This window comes from Actinoplanes lobatus (assembly GCF_014205215.1).
Classification (GTDB): Bacteria; Actinomycetota; Actinomycetes; order Mycobacteriales; family Micromonosporaceae; genus Actinoplanes; species Actinoplanes lobatus.
On the sequence record NZ_JACHNC010000001.1, the window covers coordinates 9,494,609 to 9,511,743 of the forward strand.

The window sequence follows — 17,135 nt, forward strand, 5'->3', positions numbered from 1 at the left end:
ATCTCGTCCGGCGGTCGCCGGTTCACGGATCCGCCCGGTCCGGGTCCCGCTGGGTGGGGATGGCGCCGTTGACCGGGGGCGGTGGAGCGGCCCCGTTCTCCGGCGCCGCGCCGTCGACCGGATCGGAGGCCGCCGGGGCCGCGCCGTCCGGGGAGCCGGGCTCCGGGGCGGCGCCGTTGGTGGAGGGCGGTTCGGGGCGGCGCCAGATGGACGGGTCCGGGGCGGCGCCGGGCGCGACGGTGGTGGCCGGGACCGGGGCGGGTTCCGGGACGGCGATCGGCTCCGGGACGGGTTCGGCGCCCGGCCGGGACGGCAACGCGACGGGGACCCCGCCGTGGTCGCGGTGCGCGGCGAGCGCGGCCCGGTGGTACTCCTCCAGCTCGGCGATGAACTCGGCGTCGGCGTAGACCGAACCGTCGATCAGCGGGCCCGGCCGGCCCTCCAGGACGGCGATGACGTCCTCGCCGGTGAGGGTCTTGTGCGTCTCCAGGGCGTGCGCCAGGGCGAGCACCTCCCGCCGGTTCTCCTCGAGCAGCGCGGCGGTGCGCCGCAGCATCTCGCCGAGGTTGTCCTCGATCCGGTCGGCCAGCGCGCGGCGGGCGCTGATCTCGGGCTTCTCGCCCTTGCCGGGACCGCCGGGGGTGCCGGTGCCGAGGCGGCTGGAGTAGGAGTACGACGACACGGTGGAGCCCATGCCCCAGACGCCCTCCATGTGGGTGGCCACCGCGGTCGCCGACTCGAGGTCGCCGGAGACGCCGGAGGAGCTGTCGCCGTCGAAGAACATGCGTTCCCCGGCGAGGGAGGCGAGCGACACGTAGATGTCCGACTCGTAGTGGCTGCGCCAGGTGGTGAACTGGTCCTCCGGCGGGATGCTGGCGACCATGCCGAGGTAGCCGCTGCCCTTCTCGATGGTCGCGATGTCGATCTCGAGGTGGTGCCGGGTGCGGTAGGCGATGACGGCGTGACAGGCCTCGTGCACCGCGACGGCGTGCCGTTCCCGTTCGATGTACTCGACGTTCTCCGCCGGGCCGAGTTCCTTGAGCTGTTTGGCGCGGATGATGTCCCGCCAGGTGATGGTGTCCCGGCCGTGGCGGATGGCGGTGATCAGCGCCTCGTTGACGGTGTCCTTGATGGTGGCGCCGGTCGCGTACGGGGTGATCGTGGCCAGTTTGTCGATCTGCTCCTCGGTCAGCTCGTGCTGCACCTTGTCCAGATAGCCCTGATAGGTGCGCACCCGCCCGGCCTTGGTGGGGTAGCCGACCTTGTAGATGCGGTCGATCCGGCCGGGCCGCAGCAGCGCCTCGTCGAGGGCCTCGGGCAGGTTGGTGGCCATCATGACGAGGATCCGGTACTTGGGCGGCGGCTTGGGCCGCATGCCGAGCGCCCGGCGGACGTGCCGGTTGATGAAGCCGCGCGGCTTCTTCAGCCCGGACAACTCGGTGAGCAGGGCTTCCAGCGTGCCCATGCCGCCGCCACCGCCCATGCCCCCGCCGTACATCATCTTGGTTTTGCGGGTTTCGGGGAGGTCGTGCCGCATGGCCTCGCGGGTGAGCAGCAGCCGCGAGTCGCCGGACAGGTAGGTGAAGCCCTGGCAGCCGTCGGCGAACGGCGCGGGGGTCATGCCGCCGCGCGGGAAGCCGGGCCCGCCCTGGGCGAGGGCGCCGCGGTTGCCGAGCGAGTCGGCCTCGTCGAGGAAGACGATCACGCCGCCGTAGCGGAGCGCGAGTTTGCGCAGCTTGCGGAAGAGCGACTTGACCTTGAGCACGCCGACGCCGAAGAACATGTTGATGAAGGCGCCCGGGTCGACGAACACGTACGGCTTGCCGGTCTCGCCCGCCACCGCCTCGGCCATCAGCGTCTTGCCGGTGCCGGGCGGGCCCCAGAGCAGGATGCCGCCGGGAACGTACCCGCCCTTGGCCTCGATGGCCTCCGGGTTCTCCAGGTAGACGATGTTCTCCTTGACGCGCTCCAGCACGTGGTCCTGGCCCCACACGTCGGTGAACCGGGTCTTCACGTCGTCCGGGTAGTAGACCTCGACGCCGCCCCGGGACAGGAACCAGAAGATCGCGACGAACTGGCCGACCGCGATGAACAGGATGAAGATGACCTGGAGGAACATCGGCGCGGCGGCCCACAGCAGGGCGGGCAGCTCGAAGAGGGCGAGGGCCGGCGAGGTGTCCAGCACGGACGCGAGCACCAGCGACACCAGGCCGATGAAGAGCAGCCACTTGAAGATGCGGACCAGCCGGAAGCGGGTCCAGTCGGAGAACATCCGGTGGGTGAGCCGCTCGAAGCCGCCGAAGATGCCCTTGGTCCACAGCCGGTGGTAGCCGGCCGAGTGCTCACTGATCAGGAAGTGGATCTGGCGCAGCACCTCGATGCCGAACAGCACCACCACGGTGATGCCCTTGCCGGTGGCCGCGAGCTCGCGCATCGCGTCCTCGAACGGCAGGATCGGGTTGTCCGCCATCGCGGCCCAGACCAGGGCGAACCACACCACGACGAAGAGCAGCAGGAACTTGATCCGGTCCCAGAACGGCAGCCGCTTGCGGGTGGGGCGGACCTGTTCGCCGGGGCCCTCGTCCGGTGGGCGCAGGCCTTCGACCGGGTGGCCGATGGGAGCGGTCATTTGTCACTCCTCACCGTGAAGGAGGTGGCGATCGTGTCGAGTTCGCCGGACCGCTCGGCGTAGCAGCTCGTGGTGCACCGGATCAGCAGCAGGTAGAGCTTGCTGCCGTCGTTGTTCACCAGGGCGGTCTGGTCGAAGGTGTGCAGGACGCCGAGCCCGAGGTCGTAGTTGTAGACGACGCGGATCCCGTGCAGCCCGTTCTCCGGGGTGAGCACCTCGTCCTGGAGCAGCTCGAACCCGGTCAGGGTGGTGGTCTGGGCGACCGACTCGCGGGCTTCCTCGGTGACCGGGAGGAAGAAGTTGCGCAGGATGTCGAGCGAGATCGTGTCCCGTTGCGCCTCGGTGGTCTGGGCGACACGCGCGTACAGGATCGGCTCGGTGGTGACGCCGGCGGTCATCAGGTGCTCGGCGTTCGGGTCCGCGGAGGCGTCGTACGCGACCGACCACCACAGCCGCTGGCGCAGGCCCGCGGCGGCCGAGTCGGAGTTGAGCCCGGTCAGCGCGTCGTCGAGCGACTTGGTGCCGACCTCGTGCCACTCGTGCGGCACCTTGAAGTAGGTCTGGTCGCCCGAGTTCTTCACGTAGGTGAACTCGGAGGTCCCACATCCGGCGAAAAGGGTCAGGGCGGCGACGGCCGCCGCTGGAAGAGAGGTCGCTCGTTTCAGCATGGGCGGCTCCACTGCCTGACGGGTGAGTCCGTCCCCGCAGTGTCCCCCGAAATTGTTACGAAAACGCTATTCGGAATTCAGCTTCATCAGCAAGATCAGGCGGATCCGCCCAGGCCATCGCAGAAACGGGCCGCTCCCTACGGAAGCGGCCCGTTCCACGGTTCGGACGAGGGATCAGGTGCCGGGACGGCGCCCGAACACCTTCACCGTCATACCGATCTTGCCGATGCTGTAGTACAGCTTGGCGTCGGACTCCAGCAGGTTCACGCAGCCGTGCGACCCGCGCCACTTGTCGTGGATGTAGGTCGTGGTCTGGTGGAAGCCCCGCCCGCCGATGAAGCGCTGCCAGTACGGCAGCCACACGTCGTACGGGTCGGACCACTCCTTCTTCGTCCGCTTGTTGATCGAGAAGGTGCCCGCCGGGGTGCGGTATCCCGCGTACCCGGTACGGGTGACGGTCGGCTTGGTGTGCAGCTTCCCGTTCTTCATCACCCACGTCGTCTGGTTGGTCAGATCGACGCAGAAGGTGATGCCCTTCTTCTTCGGCTTGCAGGCCGACGTCTTCGTCGCCGCCAGTCGCTTGGCGACGTCGTAGGTGGTCGGGCCGGCGAGCCCCTTGGCCGGCTGGATACCGAACCGCTTCTGGAACTTCACGATCGCGGCACAGTCGGCGGCGGACTGCTTACCGTCGACCGTGACCGTGCCGTACCCGCCCAGCTGCTTGAGGTAGCCCTCGACCTGTTTCTGGTACTTGCCGGTCGCGCACGACGCGGCAGCCGCCTTCGTGACCACCGACGTGGTCACGGCCACGGCCGCCGGCACGGCCGCACCGGCACTCGCCGGCGTCAGCGCGACAGCGCCGAGACCGCCACCCACCAGAGCCGCCAAAACGGCCCCGGTGAGGCGGGCGGAAACCCGTCTCGTTGCCAATCTGATCCCTCCCCAGGGATGTGGTGTCCGCACATAGAAGCACAGCCGTCCCACCTGTGACCTGTGGGGAAGGACGGTGACATGAAACCGGTATGCCATCGGCACACGGCCATGCCCGCTAAAGGCGAACCCCGCTCCGGGGAGTCAGCGGATCATCAACGGGGAGTGGCGAGCTCCTGCACCCAGTACGGGGTCCCGCCGGACGACAGCGCCAGGCCCACCCCCGTCTGGTCGAGGCGGCAGTCCAGGATGTTGCGCCGGTGGCCGGGGCTCTCCATCCAGTCGTTCACCACCCGGTACGGGCTGTCCTGCCCCCGGGCGATGTTCTCCCCGTAGCGGCTCCACACGTAGCCCGCGTCGGTCACCCGCGTTCCGGCCATCTCGCCGCGCGGTGACTCGTGGTCGAAGTAGCCGCGCCTGGCCATGTCGGCGGCGTGCCGGTTGGCCGCCTCGATCAGCCGGCGGTCCAGACTGAGCGGCTCGCAGCCGGCGGCCCGCCGGTGCTGGTTGGCCAACGCCAGGACCTGCTGCTGCACCGGGGCCTGCGGACTGGACGAGACCGACGCCGCGGTGACCACGGTCCGGGACCCCGAGATCGGGTCACCGGCCGGGGCGGCGACCCGCCCGGAGACCGTCTCCCCGTACGAGACGGCGGCGGGCACGGACACCGGCGCCCGAGCGGCGAATCCTCCCGCGACCAGCGCCAAGGCGCCCACACCGAGCACCACCGAAGGTTTCCACATACCCCGTCGACCCCCTCGTCTCCGTGCGCTCCGGCCGTTCCGGGGCGCTCGCCCGGATGACCAACTCCGGTAGCCGATCGCCGGTCACTGCGCCGTTTGCGCCACCGGAGCGCCACCGGCGCCCGCCCGAACCCGCGGAACCTCACTGAGCTGCGCAGACGCCGAGAATCGGAAAGCACATCCATCGCACAGCCGCACAGGATTCCGGCATTCTTCCTTCTACCGGGGTAATCCACTCAGGCGTTGTTGCCGACCACCCGGAGGGTCCCGGCCGGGCGTGCCCCGTCGCTACGGTTTCGCGGTGCGCAATCGATACCTGGACATGCTCCGTGCCACCGCGATCGTCCAGGTCGTCGTCCGCCGCCTCGGCCGCCGGGACCGGCCGGCCGGTGAGCCGGGCCGGCACAGGCCGGTGGCCGGGCCGATCCCGGCCGGCTGGCCCGAGGTGGCGCACGACCAGCCCGCCCCGGCGCCGGATCCGCTGGCCGACGCGGTCACCCGGCGGATCACCGCGGCCCAGCGGTCCGACCTGCCGGTCGCCGGACGGCCGGTGCCCGGCTACGGGGTGCCCTGGTCCGGGTACTCCGCCCCACGGCACGCCGCCGAGGACCCGCCGCTGTCGTTGCGGTTCCGGGGACCGGACGGCAGCGCCTGAGCAGGCCGGTCCCGGCGTACGGAGGGCGGCCGCACGCCGGGACCGGCCGAAGAACACCGCTCCGCCCGTACCAGGAAAAATGCTTGTAAAGGGTTGGCAAGGTGAGTGAAGCTCACAAAAACCTCGCTAGCCTTGAGTCGTGGAAGGGCGGCACGGCGAAGCATCGGCCCCGGCGCTGGACGCCGGAGTCCTCGCCCTGATCTTCCGGGCCGGGCCCCTCTTCTGCGCGCTGCCGCTGGACGAGGTCGCCGAGACCATGCGGCCGCTGGAGACCATGCCGATCGCCGGAACCCCGCCCTGGGTCCGCGGCCTGACCGTCCTGCGCGGCGAACCGGCGCCGGTGCTCGACGTGACCCGGCTGCTCACCGGCGCCGACGGCCGGATCGAGCGGTATGTGGCGGTGCGGGCCGGACGGGGCCCGGTCGCCTGCGCCACCGGGCCGGTGCTCGGTGTCCAGGAGATCCGGGTGTCCCCGCCGGAGGGGCCGTCGGCGCTGGTCACCGGCGTCGCCCGGGCGCTGGTCGCGGGGGTCGGCACGATCGGCGCCGATCCGCTGCTGCTGTTGCGCGACTTTCGTGCCGTGCCGGACGCGGTGTGGGAGGCCGCCGGGCACGCACCGGAGCCGGTCCCATGATCGGGGCGCTGTCGCTGACCCGGTTCCGGGAGCTGTTGCAGCGGCGGCTGGGATGGACGTTCGCCGACAACGACCCGGGACAGACCGCCGCCGTGCTGGCCGCACGGGCGAAGGCGCACGGGCTGACCGACCGGGAGTACCTGGACCGGCTGGCCGGCCGCCGCTGGACCGCGGAGATCGCCGAGCTGGCGCAGGCGCTGAGCATCACCGAGACCTACTTCTTCCGGCACGGCGACCAGTTCCGGGTGCTGCGGGACACGGCGCTGCCGGAGCTGATCGGCAAGCGGGCCGGGCAGCGGGTGCTGCGGCTGTTCTCGGTGGGCTGCTCGTCCGGCGAGGAGGCGTACTCCCTGGCCATCACCGCCTGGCCGGCCCGCCCCACCCCGGACTGGATCATCTCGGTCCTCGGCGTCGACGCCAACCGGGAGATGCTGCACCGGGCCCATGCCGCGACCTACTCCCCCTGGTCGCTGCGGGACACCCCCGAGGAGGTACGACGGCGCTGGTTCCGGGATACCGGCGACGGGTTGTTCCGGGTGCACCCGGACATCGCGGCGACGGTGCGGTTCGTCGAGCACAACGTGGCCGGCGACGACCCGCAGCTGTGGCACCCGGCCCGCTACGACGTGATCTTCTGCCGCAATCTGCTGATGTACCTGACCGGGGAGGTCGCGGACGGCCTGGTGCGCCGGATGACCCGGGCGCTGACCGACGGCGGCTACCTGTTCCTCGGGCACACCGACTCGCTCGGCAGCCACCCGAAGGGCCTGGAGCCGTGCCACGACGGCGGCACCGTCTACTACCGCCGGCAGTCCGCCGCCCCGCCCGTACCGGCGCCGGAACCCGCGCCGGCCCCGGCCCGCGAACCTCCGCCGGACAGCCCGGCGCCCGCCGCCGGCAACCGGTCACGGGCCCTCGGGCTGTTGCGCGACGACCGGTTCGCCGAGGCCCTCGACCTGCTCGGCCCGGACGACATGCTGCTACGCGGGGTGCTGCTGGCCCAGCTCGGCCGGGTCGCCGAGGCCCGGGACACCGCGCACCGGCTGATCGACCAGGGCGGGCCGCAGCCGGACGCGCACCACCTGCTCGGCGTCTGCCACGAACTGGACTGCGCGGAGCAGGCGGCCGGGCAGTACCGGCTGGCGGCGTACCTGGATCCGGATTTCGCCATGCCCCGGCTGCGGATGGGGCTGCTGGCCCGGCGGCACGGCGACCACCGGGGCGCGGCCGCGCACCTGGCGCCGGCGCTGGAGCTGCTGCCCCACGAGGACGAGGAGCGGGTCGTGCTGTTCGGCGGCGGGTTCGGGCGGCTGACGCTGACCACCCTGTGCCGTACCGAGCTGGAGGCGTGCGAGGTGCGGCGATGACGGTGGCCGGCCGGGTGGCCCGGTTGCGCGAGGAGTTCGACCGGTCGTTCGGCGAACCGGCCCGCGTCCTCGAGTGCGGGACCGTCGAGCTGCTCGCGGTCAGCGCCGGTGACCGGCCGTACGCGCTGCGGCTCGCCGAGGCGTCCGGGGTGCACCCGGACCGGCCGGTGACGCCGCTGCCCACCGAGGTCCGGGCGCTGCTCGGGGTGGCCGGGTTCGCCGGCACGGTGGTCCCGGTCTACGACCTGGCGGCGCTGCTCGGCCACCCGGTCCCCCGGCGGCCCCGCTGGCTGCTGCTCGCCAACGGCACACCGCCGCTGGCGCTCGCCTTCCATGAGCTCGACCGGCATCTGCGGGTGCCGCTCACCGACGTGGTCGAGGGTCTCGGCGGCGGCGGCGGCCCGCCCGGCTGCCTGCACGGGATGGTGCGGCTGCCGGACGGCCACCGGCCGATCGTCGACCTGCCGGCCGTCCGGGAACTCGTCCACCGCCTGACCGGGCACCAGTCCGTCCCCGAGGAGGTCCGATGACGTCCGGACGTACGTACGGCGGCAAGCTGGCGGTCGGTGTCGTCATCACCGTCATGCTCACCCTGCTCTCGGTCGCCACCGCAGTGGTGGCCCTGGTCGTCGTGGTCAGCGCGAAGGACGACGCCATCTCGGCGGCGACCGACGACCTGACCGGCGCGGAGAACCTGAGCCGGACCATGGAGGCGCGGATCGCGGACTACCGGGCCTACCTGCTGGACGCGTCGGGCGAGAACGCCCAGCTCACCGAGGAGAACCACCAGCGGTTCCGGCAGCGCCTCGACGTGCTGCGCGCCCACGTCACCGACACGCCGACCCGCCAGGCCCTGGACCGGGTCGCCGCCCTCGACGACAAGCACGCGGCGGCGGCCGCCGAGGTGATGCGGGCCCGCGCCCAGAACGCCGACATCCCGGCCATCACCCGGCTCAACGACTCCCTGGCCGTACCGGCCCGCGAGCAGCTGGAGGCCGCGCTCGCCGACGTGACCGACCGGGTCCGGGTGAGCGTCGGCGCCGACCGCCGGGCAGCGTCGGACCGGGCCGAACAGGCCATCGTGCTGATCGTCGGGCTGGGCCTGCTCACCACGCTCAGCGCCGTGCTGGTGGCCCTGCGGCTCAACCGCGAACTGCGCCGCGAGGTGGGCACCGCGGTGGGGCACATCCAGAGCTCCTCGGCCCAGCTGGAGGCCGCCGCCGCGCAGCAGGTCAACGGCGGCCGCGACCAGGCCAGCGCGATGAGCGAGATCACCACGACGATCAGCGAGCTGCTGATCACCTCGCGGCAGATCGCGGACACCGCCCAGCGGGTCTCCAAGATCGCCGAGGAGACCGAGGCGGCGGCCCGCGCCGGGGACGCCACCATCGACCAGACCCGGGCCTCGATCACCGCGATCCGCACCCAGGTCGACCAGATCGTCCAGCACATGCTGGCGCTCGGCGAGAAGTCGCAGCAGATCGGGCTGGTCGTGGACCTGGTGTCGGAGCTGGCCGAACAGACCAACATCCTGGCCATCAACGCCACCATCGAGGCCAGCGGCGCCGGCGAGTGGGGCCGCCGGTTCGCCGTGGTGGCCGAGGAGATCCGCAAGCTGGCGGACCGGACCGCGGCGTCGGCCAAGGAGATCCGGGCGCTGATCGAGGACGTCCGCGGCGCGGTCAACACCACGGTGATGGCCACCGAGATCGGGTCGAAGGCGGTGGACACCGGGGCCCGGCAGTTCGACGACGCCACCGACTCGTTCCGGCAGATCGCCCGGCTGGTCTCCACCACCAACGACGCCACCCGCGAGATCGAACTGTCCACCAAGCAGCAGACCACCGCGGTGGAGCAGGTCAACATCGCCGCGTCGGAGACCGCCCGGGTGTCCCGGGAGACCGAGGCGAGCGCCGTGCAGACCAAGCAGACCGCGGCGCACCTCTCCACGCTCTCCGGTGACCTGCTGAACCTCGTCGGGACCGGGCGCCACTGATGGCCGAGGGCAAGGATCCGCTGCGCTATTTCCGGATCGAGGCGCGGGAACTGGTCGACCAGATCAGCGCCGGCGTCCTCGACCTGGACCAGGGCGGCGGTCCCGAACCGGTGGCCCGGCTGCTGCGGGTGGCGCACACCCTCAAGGGCGCGGCCCGGGTGGTCAAGCAGAAGGAGATCGCCGACCACGCGCACGCCCTCGAGGAGGTGCTGATCCCGTACCGGGGCGCGGACGTGCCGCCGGCCGCCGACGCGATGCGGGAGCTGCTGCGGCTCAACGACGAGATCACCGCGCGGGTGGTGGAGCTCGAGGACCGGCCGAAGCCACCGGTGGACCGCGAGCCGGACGAGCCGCCACCGGCCCCGGCCGAGGTGGTGGCGAACCCGCGGGCGGCCACCGCCGACCTGGACGAGCTGCTCGACGCCATCGGGGAGACCACCGCCCGGATGGCGCCGCTGCGTACCGGCTGCGCCACCGTGGACCGGCTGCACCGGTCCGCGGAGGTACTCGCCGACCAGCTGCGGGTCGGCCGTACCACCACCCCGGCGACGGCCCGGGCGGCGGCCGAGCGGCTGGCCGGCGAGCTGGGGGCGGCCGGCCGCCGGTTCACCGACGCGGTCGACCAGATCCAGCGGGAGCTGGACGAGGTCCGGGCCAGAGCGGAGGGGCTGCGGCTGGTGCCGGCCGGTTCGATGTTCACCGCCTTGCGCCGGGCGGTCCGCGACGCCGCCGACGCCGAGGGCAAGCGGGTCCGGTTCGAGGCCCGGGGCGCCGGGATCCGGATGGGCGCGCACCTGCTCGGCCCGGTCAGCGGCGCCTTCCTGCACCTGGTGCGCAACGCGGTGGTGCACGGCATCGAACCGGAGCCGCTGCGGCTGGCGGCGGGCAAACCGGCCGAGGGGACGGTCACCGTCGAGGTGGAGCGGCGCGGGCGGCACGCGGCGTTCCGGTGCCTCGACGACGGGCGCGGCTTCGATCTGGACGCGCTGCGCGACACCGCCCGCGACCGGGGCCTGCTGCCGTCCGGCGCCGGGCCGCCGGACGACGCCGGCCTGCTCGACCTGGTGCTGCGCGGCGGGATCAGCACCTCGCCGTCGGTGACCGAGGTGGCCGGGCGGGCCATCGGCATGGACGCGGTCCGCGAGGTGGCGGCCCGGCTGCGCGGCGACGTACGGGTACGCAGCACCCCGGGCGCCGGCGCCTGCGTGGAGCTGGTGATCCCGCTGGCCCTGCTCAGCATGACCGGCCTGAACGTGGAGGCCGGCGGCACGACGACCACCCTGCCGCTGGACGCCGTACGCGGCTGCGTGCGCCTGTCCGCCGAGGACGCCGCCACCGCCGCGGTGACCGGGCGGATCATCTACGACGGCAGCGCGGCCCCGTTCCTGCCGCTGGCCGAGGCCCTGTACGCGGGCACGGCCGCCCCCGGGTCCACCGGTATTGGCGCGGCCGTCGTGGTGAAGGGCGAGGCCGGCCTGTTCGCGCTCGGCGTCGACCGGCTGGCCGGGACGTCCGCCCTGGTCGCCCGCCCGCTGCCGGAACTGGCCCGGGCGTCGCCGGCGGTCGGCAGCGTCACGGTCGACGCCGACGGCAATCCGCGCCTGGTGCTGGACCCGGACGGTCTGGCCGCCGAGGTGGCCGGCGGGCGCCTGTCCGGAGCCCGCCCGCGGGCGGCGGCCACCCTCACCCCGCTGCCGATCCTCGTGGTCGACGACTCGCTCACCACCCGGATGCTGGAGCGCAGCATCCTGGAGTCGGCCGGGTACGAGGTGGATCTGGCCGCCTCCGCGGAGGAGGCCCTGGAGAAGGCCCGCACCCGCCGGTACGGCCTGTTCCTCACCGACATCGACATGCCCGGCATCGACGGGTTCACCTTCGTCGAGCGGACCCGCGCCGACCCGCGGCTGGCCGGGGTGCCGGCGATCCTGGTCAGCTCCCGGGCCAGCGCCGCCGACCGGGACCGCGGCCGGGCCGCCGGGGCCGGCGCCTACGTCGAGAAGGGCGAGTTCGACCAGGAGCAGTTGCTGGGCCACATCCGGCGGTTGGTGGTGCGGTCATGACCCGCGTGCTCATCGTCGACGACTCCCTGACCATGCGGCACCACCTGCGGGAGGCGCTCGCCGCGGACCCGGACCTGGAGATCGTCGGCGAGGCCCCGGACGGGGAACGGGCCGTGGAGATGACCGCCCGGCTGCGCCCGGACGTGATCACGATGGACATGATGCTGCCCGGGATCAGCGGGCTGGCCGCCACCGAGCAGATCATGGCGCAGTGCCCGACGCCGATCCTGGTGGTGTCGTCGGCCGACCGGGAGGAGCTGTTCACCACGTACAACGCGCTGGCCGCCGGCGCGGTCGAGGTGATGGAGAAGCCGCGCGGCGACGACTCCGACGCGGACTGGCCGTCGCGGCTGCGGGCCACGCTGCGGCTGGTCTCCCGGATCCGGGTGATCACCCATCCCCGGGCCCGGCTGGACGGCCGGGTCGCCGCCCCGCCGTCGCCGGCGCCCACGCCCGAGCCCGGCCCCCACGGCGGTCTCGGCCTGGTGGCGGTGGGTTCCTCCACCGGCGGTCCCGCAGCGCTCACCGAGTTCCTGCGCGGGCTGCCCGCCGGCTTCCGGGTCCCGGTGCTCTGCGTGCAGCACATCGCGGCCGGCGAGCAGTTCGCGGTCGCCTTCTCCGACTGGCTGGCCGGGCAGACCGGGCGCGACATCCGGTACGCCGACGACGGCACCCCGGTCGGCCGGCTCGGCGGGCGGGTGCTGCTCGCTCCCCCCGACCGGCACCTGCTGATCCGCGACCGGACGCTGCGGCTCAGCACCGGGCCGCCCCGGCACTCCTGCCGCCCGTCGGTGGACGTGCTGTTCGAGTCGGTGGCCGAGGAGTACGGCCCGCGGGCGGCCGGTTGCCTGCTCACCGGGATGGGCCGGGACGGTGCGGCCGGGCTGCTGGGGATGCGCGGCCGGGGCGCGGTCACCTTCGCCCAGGACGAGGGCAGCTGCGCGGTGTACGGCATGCCCCGGGAGGCGGCGCTGATCGGCGCGGCCGCGCACGTGCTGCCGCCCGGCCGGATGGCGGCCCGTCTCGGCGATCTCCAGCCCACGGCGGTGCGCCGATGACCCCGACCGTGCTGATCGTCGACGACAGCCTGACCGTACGGATGGACCTGCACGAGGCGTTCGCCGAGGACGGGTTCGCCACCATCCTGTGCGCCACCGGGGCGGAGGCTCGGCTCGCGTTCGCCGGGGCGCCGTTCGACGCGGCGGTCCTGGACGTGATGCTGCCCGACGCCGACGGTCTGGAGCTGCTCACCGAACTGCGGCACACGCCGGGCCGGTCCGGGGTGGTGACGATGCTGCTGTCCAGCGCGAGCGAGGTGGCCGACCGGCTGGCCGGGTTGCGCACCGGCGCCGACGAGTACGTGGGCAAGCCCTACGACGCGGGGTACGTGGTCGCCCGTACCCGGCAGTTGCTCGGTGACCTCCCGGACCACGACGGTGACCGGACCACCGTGCTGGTGATCGACGACAGCATGACGTTCCGGGAGGAACTGCGCGGGCTGCTCGAACCGGAGGGGTACACCGTGCTGACCGCCGCCGGCGGGGAGGAGGGCCTGCGGACGGCCGCCGACCGCCGGCCGAGCGCGGTGATCGTCGACGGGGTGATGCCGGACCTGGACGGCGCCACGGTGATCCGCCGGATCCGCCTCGACCCGGCGCTGCGCGACACCCCCTGCCTGCTGATGACGGCCGCCGACGACTACGCCACCGAGATGCAGGCGCTGGACGCCGGCGCCGACGCGTTCATCCGCAAGCAGCAGGACCTGAAGGTGGTGCTGGCCAAGCTGTCCGCGGTGCTGCGGCAGACCGCCGAGCAGCTGCCGATCGGGGCGCTCGGCGCGATGCACGGGCCGGGCAAGGTGCTGATCGTCAGCGCCGGCCGCGACGAGCTGGAGCTGTGGGCCGACACGCTGCGGGCCGACGGCTACGACATCGTCCGGGCCACCGGCGTCGACGACATCCTGGAGCTGCTCGCCGCCCAGCCGGTGGACTGCATCGTGCTCGGCTTCGGCGACGACATGGACCTGGCCCGGGAGTCGTGCCGGCGGCTGCGCGACGTGCCGACGGTCCGGGACACGCCGCTGGTGATGACCGGTGACGACGAGCGGATGCTGGACTGCCTGGCCGCGGGCGCCGACGACTACGTCCGGCAGGCCGACGTGCCGGAGGGGCTGCGGGTGCACGTACGGGCCCAGATCCGCCGCAAGCAGGCGCACGACGAGGCCCGCCGGATCCGCGAGGAGCTGATGCGCCGCGAACTGGACGCGACCGAGGAGCGGGCGGCGAGGCAGCTGGCCGAGACCCGGGCGGCGCTGGTCGAGGAGCTGGAGTGGCGCAACCGGGAGCTGGAGGCGTTCTCCGGCTCGGTCTCCCACGACCTGCGCGGCCCGTTGCAGGTGATCAGCAGTTTCGCCGAGCACATGCTGGAAGAGGAGGAGGAGCGGCTCGGCGAGCGGACCCGGCACCGGCTGACCCGCATCCACTCGGCCGCGCTGCGGATGGCCGACCTGGTGGAGTCGCTGTTGATCCTGGCCCGGGCCAGCCGGGGCGAGCTGCGCCGGGAACGGTTCGACCTGACGGCCACGGCACGCCAGGTGATCGGTGACGTCACGGCCCGGGAGCCGGACCGGCGGGTGACCTTCCAGGTGTACGAGGAGATGGTCGCCGACGCCGACGAGGGCCTGATCCGGGTGGTCCTGGAGAACCTGATCGCCAACGCGGTGAAGTTCAGCCGGAAGGTCGAGCGGCCGCTCGTCGAGGTGGGCTGCGAGAACGGCCGCTACTTCGTCCGCGACAACGGCGCCGGGTTCCCGGCCGAGCAGGCCGGTGAGCTGTTCCGCCCGTTCGCCCGGCTGCACGACGCCGGTGAGTTCCCGGGCACCGGGATCGGGCTGACCACCGTGCACCGGGCGGTGGAGCGGCACGGCGGGGAGATCTGGGCGGAGAGCGGCGAGGGCCGGGGCGCGACCTTCTGGTTCACGCTGCCCCCGGCCCCCGGCCCCGATGGACCGGAGCGGCACGGGACCTCGCGCCGCTCCGGTTGAGGATCACCTGACGTACGCGAGCCCGTCCGACACCACGGTCGGGCGGCCGGAGGTGCCCTGCACCACGATCGCCACGGTGTGCTTGCCGTAGGCGAGGTTCCGGGTCCACACCGCCTGCCGGTAGAGGGTCTTGCTCGACTTCAGGTCGATGGTGGTGACCTTCTTGCCGTCCACGTAGACGGCCACCTTGCCGGACATGGCGGCGCGGGAGAACAGCAGGGACGCGTGCCGGCCGGTGAAGGTCCAGGTCAGCTTCGCGTTCTTGCCGGTCGCGGAGAGCGCCTTGCCGCCGAGGTACGCGCTGCCGGTCTTCTTCGTCCAGGTGCCGGTCTTCTTGGCGGCGGTCTCCGGGGAGAGCAGGACGGCCCGGGTGATCGTCGCGCCCCGGGTGTTGCCGGCCAGGTCCCGGGCGGTGACCGTCCAGGTGGCGGTGCCCGGCCGGACGGCGGTCGCCCAGCTCGCGACCGGTCCCAGGTTGCCGGAGACCGGCCGGCTGACCGTGTAGCCGGCCAGCTTCAGGTTGTCGGCGCCGTTCGGGTAGAACGTCACCGGCACCGAGCCGGTGCTGTACGTGCCGGTGCGCAGCGCCACCGCCGGGGTGCCGCGGAAGGTGGGCGCCGTGATGTCGCCGTAGATCCACACACCGAACCGGGCCGTGCTGCCGGACGTGTGCCGGGCCACGATGGAGATCCCGTGCTTCCCGGCCGGGACGCTGACCGTGGCGCTGCGGGCGGTGCCCGGGACGGTGCTGGCGACCGCGCCGTCGACCAGCACGTCGAACTGGGCGATCTCGGCGGAGTCGTTGCCGACGGTCCAGCTGACGGTGGCGGCGTTCTTCACGTACCAGGCGCCGGCCGAGTAGCCGCCGCCGGTGACCGACTTGAGGGCCAGGCCGGTGACCATGAGCTGCGCCTTGGCCCGCATGTCGGCCAGCGCGTCGTACAGGTTGCCACCCGGGCACTCGGTCGCGTCGGCGTCCTTGTGCCCGGCCAGCCGCGCCACCGTGATCTTGTCGCCGGCGGCGAGCTTGTTGTTGGCGGATCCGGCGGTGAGGGTCACCGTCGACGCCGGGTTGTAGCCGTACCTACCGAGCCGGGCGGCCGCGACCTGCGCGATGGTCGTCTCGATGGCGTCGGTGGACTCGGCGTACCGGTAGTCGCCGAGCACCGCGATCGACGCGTAGCCGGTGTTGAAGCCCCGCACCGCGGCCGGGACCACGGCGTTCTCCACCCCGCCGGTCCGGCCCTCGTAGAGCCGCCCGCACTTGTCGACCAGGTAGTTGTAGCCGATGTCGGAGAAGCCGTCGCTCTTGATGTCGTAGGCCTGGATGGCCCGGATGATGGCCGGGGCGTCCGCGCACTCGTAGTCGTTGGAGCTGTCCCCGGCGTGGTAGGTGTGGTGCACCCAGACCGTCTGGACCTGGTTGGCCACCGAGATCTCGGTGGGCCGGGTGATGGTCTCGTCCGCGCTCCACGCCTTGCGCGAGTAGTAGCTCGGGAACTGCGCCTGGATCGGCGCCGTGGTCACCGCGGTGACCGCCGCGATCCCGGCGTCGGCGGGCGGCGTGACGACCTGCTCGTCGAGCGAGTCGATCTTCGTGGCGTCGTCGGCGCTGGGCGACGGCTCGGCCGTCGGCTCCGGCGCGGCCGGTTCCTCGGTGGCGGTGCTGGTCTCGCCCGGAGCGGGCTCCTCGACCACCGGTTCGGTCGGCTCCGCGGCCGGCTCGGTGGCCGTGGGCTCCACCGAGGGCGACGGCGAGACCGAGGGCGAGGGCGAGGCGGACTCGCTGGGCGCGGGCTCGCCGCCGCCGCGGCCGCCGCTCTCGCTGCCCGGGTCGATCAGGTCGACCCGCAGCCCGGCCGGCAGCCCGGCGCCCTTACCGGCGATGCGGGCGGCGACGCCGTCCGACGGGCCGACCCAGAGCGGGGCGGTGGCGCCCCGGCCGAGGTCGTCGGCCTCCACCCCGGAGGGGGCGTCGTCGCGCATCGCCAGCTTCCGCCAGTCCGACCACTTACCGGACGCGACGCTGCGGGTGCGCACCTCGATGGTGCCGTCCGGGGCGGCGCTCCCGTCGTTCCAGGTGACGCCGAGCAGGCTGAACCGCTTGGTCCGCTGCTGCGCCAGGTCGGCCTTCGCGCCGTTCGCCGTGAAGCCGACGGTGTTCAGCGCGGTCTTGATCCGCGGCGGTTCCGGATTCGGCTCCGCGGCCAGCGTGCCGGTCACCGTGACCGGCTCGGCCGCCTGTGCCTCCGATGTGGACGGCCAGGTCAGGGCGGCGACGCCCCCGCCTGCCGCGAGCACGGCGACCGCCGCGCCGATACCGATAGCCAGCCTTCGCTGCATCCCCGTGTCCCCCGCGTTGATCGACAACCTTCGCGGGCGTGAACCTTACCGGACGATCCGGACGCGT

At 73.0% G+C, this 17,135-nt stretch carries 13 protein-coding genes; 8 read left to right on the forward strand and 5 right to left on the reverse strand.

The window, feature by feature from the left end; translation table 11 throughout:
* Positions 1–22: 22 nt before the first annotated feature.
* The 4 genes from BJ964_RS43165 to BJ964_RS43180 form a co-directional block, all read right to left on the reverse strand.
* The gene (locus tag BJ964_RS43165) at positions 23–2,629 is read right to left on the reverse strand and encodes an AAA family ATPase (RefSeq protein ID WP_188126052.1); all 2,607 of its coding nucleotides are present in this window, start codon (positions 2,627–2,629) and stop codon (positions 23–25) included.
* Complete coding sequence (locus BJ964_RS43170) at positions 2,626–3,297, reverse strand: hypothetical protein (RefSeq protein ID WP_188126053.1); 672 nt, start codon at positions 3,295–3,297, stop codon at positions 2,626–2,628. The genes BJ964_RS43165 and BJ964_RS43170 overlap by 4 nt, the downstream gene beginning before the upstream one ends.
* Positions 3,298–3,471: 174 nt before the next feature.
* A complete protein-coding gene (locus tag BJ964_RS43175) occupies positions 3,472–4,227 on the reverse strand; it encodes a L,D-transpeptidase family protein (protein ID WP_229806807.1) in 756 nt (251 codons plus the stop codon).
* Positions 4,228–4,382: 155 nt separating this feature from the next.
* Complete coding sequence (locus tag BJ964_RS43180) at positions 4,383–4,970, reverse strand: CAP domain-containing protein (RefSeq protein ID WP_188126054.1); 588 nt, start codon at positions 4,968–4,970, stop codon at positions 4,383–4,385.
* 301 nt (positions 4,971–5,271) lie between these two features.
* On the opposite strand from BJ964_RS43180, the gene BJ964_RS43185 reads away from it, so the two are divergent.
* From BJ964_RS43185 to BJ964_RS43220, 8 genes are all read left to right on the forward strand, one after another.
* Entirely contained in the window at positions 5,272–5,625 is a 354-nt protein-coding gene (locus tag BJ964_RS43185; protein WP_188126055.1) for a hypothetical protein, read from the forward strand.
* 139 nt (positions 5,626–5,764) lie between these two features.
* On the forward strand, positions 5,765–6,259 hold the full coding sequence (locus BJ964_RS43190) for a chemotaxis protein CheW (RefSeq protein ID WP_229806808.1): 495 nt from the start codon (positions 5,765–5,767) through the stop codon (positions 6,257–6,259).
* On the forward strand, positions 6,256–7,626 hold the full coding sequence (locus BJ964_RS43195; protein ID WP_188126056.1) for a CheR family methyltransferase: 1,371 nt from the start codon (positions 6,256–6,258) through the stop codon (positions 7,624–7,626). The genes BJ964_RS43190 and BJ964_RS43195 overlap by 4 nt, the downstream gene beginning before the upstream one ends.
* Positions 7,623–8,156 (forward strand): chemotaxis protein CheW, encoded by a 534-nt coding sequence (locus BJ964_RS43200; RefSeq protein WP_188126057.1) that lies wholly within the window; start codon positions 7,623–7,625, stop codon positions 8,154–8,156. Before BJ964_RS43195 ends, BJ964_RS43200 begins: the two co-directional genes overlap by 4 nt.
* Positions 8,153–9,622 carry a methyl-accepting chemotaxis protein gene (locus BJ964_RS43205; RefSeq protein WP_188126058.1) on the forward strand — a complete coding sequence of 490 codons (1,470 nt, stop codon included), beginning with the start codon at positions 8,153–8,155 and terminating at the stop codon, positions 9,620–9,622. The genes BJ964_RS43200 and BJ964_RS43205 overlap by 4 nt, the downstream gene beginning before the upstream one ends.
* Positions 9,622–11,682 (forward strand): hybrid sensor histidine kinase/response regulator, encoded by a 2,061-nt coding sequence (locus BJ964_RS43210; protein ID WP_188126059.1) that lies wholly within the window; start codon positions 9,622–9,624, stop codon positions 11,680–11,682. Before BJ964_RS43205 ends, BJ964_RS43210 begins: the two co-directional genes overlap by 1 nt.
* Positions 11,679–12,740: a chemotaxis-specific protein-glutamate methyltransferase CheB gene (cheB, locus tag BJ964_RS43215; protein WP_188126060.1), complete on the forward strand. Its 1,062-nt coding sequence runs from the start codon at positions 11,679–11,681 to the stop codon at positions 12,738–12,740. Before BJ964_RS43210 ends, cheB begins: the two co-directional genes overlap by 4 nt.
* Complete coding sequence (locus BJ964_RS43220) at positions 12,737–14,725, forward strand: response regulator (protein ID WP_188126061.1); 1,989 nt, start codon at positions 12,737–12,739, stop codon at positions 14,723–14,725. The genes cheB and BJ964_RS43220 overlap by 4 nt, the downstream gene beginning before the upstream one ends.
* Before the next feature lie 3 nt (positions 14,726–14,728).
* Here BJ964_RS43220 and BJ964_RS43225 read toward each other — a convergent pair whose 3' ends face one another.
* The gene (locus tag BJ964_RS43225; RefSeq protein WP_188126062.1) at positions 14,729–17,068 is read right to left on the reverse strand and encodes an N-acetylmuramoyl-L-alanine amidase; all 2,340 of its coding nucleotides are present in this window, start codon (positions 17,066–17,068) and stop codon (positions 14,729–14,731) included.
* Positions 17,069–17,135: the final 67 nt, after the last annotated feature.